This is a genomic window from Streptomyces sp. NRRL S-350, assembly GCF_000719705.1.
GTDB lineage: Bacteria > Actinomycetota > Actinomycetes > Streptomycetales > Streptomycetaceae > Kitasatospora.
This window is the reverse complement of record NZ_JOHO01000163.1, coordinates 1-1,179: the sequence shown is the minus strand read 5'-3', so window position 1 is coordinate 1,179 and position 1,179 is coordinate 1. Positions and strand designations below refer to the sequence as shown.

Here is a 1,179-nt window from a genome sequence, read left to right as displayed (position 1 = left end):
CCAGCCGAGCGTCTGGCTAAACTCCTCGCGGCCTAGACAACCGACCACGTGTTGCAACGACCACTAAAAACCGCCTTCGACGGTCCGGGCCTTCGTCGTCTTCCGGGTCGGCTTCCGACCGTCGCGCGGCTCCGCGGTCGCAGTTCCCTGACCGGCAGCCCGCCCCCAGCGCCCCCGGCAAGCGTCAGACGGCCACGAGCCGTACGTGGTCACCGCAGAGCTTGGCCATGTCGTCGATGTCAGACGTCAGCAGGACGACCGGCCTCAGCTGCCGCAGCGCCATTTCGGCCACTGCCGCGTCGATCGCGTACTTGTGGCCATGAAGACCGGCACCGGTCAACAGCGCCGAAGCGGCCCGAGCCTCCTCGTCGCCAACTGGCACGATCCGCAGCCCGGACAGAATCCATCGCAGGCGCGCCTGGTCGGTACGGCTGTGCACGGCTTCGATGATGGTCAGCGCACTGATTGCCACCTCCATCCCCCGCTTCCGGGCCTCGGCGACCAGCGCGACGGCGGGCTCATGATCGTTGAGCAGCTTGGAGAGCCCCTCGGAGTCGAGCACCAAAGTGCCCTCGTGAGTCAGCTTGCGACGGGCCATTCGCCCTCCTCGGCGAACACCTCGTCGAGGACCTGCCGGGCCCGGTCCTGCTCCGCCGACGAGATCGGTCCCTTCCGGCGCTCATAGTCGGCCAGGTACTCGTCCAGGATCCGACCACGCAGCTCCCGCTCGACGGCCGCCGCGATGAACGCCGAGAACTCGCGCTTGCCCACTCGTTGGCGGATCGCCTCGGCCGTACCTTCGGGCAAGGAGAGGCTGACCCTGGTGGCCGGGCCCTCGCCGATGCTGTAGGGCATCTCAATCATGGAGCCAGATTATCAAAGAAGTAGGAATCGAGCGCCTGGCCTGGATGCCGGGTGGGCATGGTTGCAATTTTGGTTGCTTTCGCCCCGGTCCAACTCCGTCCGAACCACCGCGCGCGATCCGCTCCACAGCACTTCAGGACGCCTGCGGCCACCGCCGGACACCCGGAAGAACAGTTGGAAAGCGTGATGGGGCACGCCTCACGGTCCGAGTCCCGGATCCTCCGCCGGCAGAAGGCCCGGACCGTTTCCTTGGGTTCTAGTGGTTGTTGCAACACCCCAGTTCAGGGGATGCGATGACCTTCGAGATCCGCGAGG

At 66.4% G+C, this 1,179-nt stretch carries 2 protein-coding genes; both read right to left on the bottom strand.

What is annotated here, in order from left to right; translation table 11 throughout:
* Positions 1 to 184: 184 nt before the first annotated feature.
* Entirely contained in the window at positions 185 to 598 is a 414-nt protein-coding gene (locus IF30_RS0140245; RefSeq protein WP_030248074.1) for a PIN domain-containing protein, read from the bottom strand.
* Positions 580 to 864 (bottom strand): hypothetical protein, encoded by a 285-nt coding sequence (locus IF30_RS0140240; RefSeq protein WP_030248071.1) that lies wholly within the window; start codon positions 862 to 864, stop codon positions 580 to 582. The genes IF30_RS0140245 and IF30_RS0140240 overlap by 19 nt, the downstream gene beginning before the upstream one ends.
* Between the last annotated feature and the right edge of the window lie 315 nt (positions 865 to 1,179).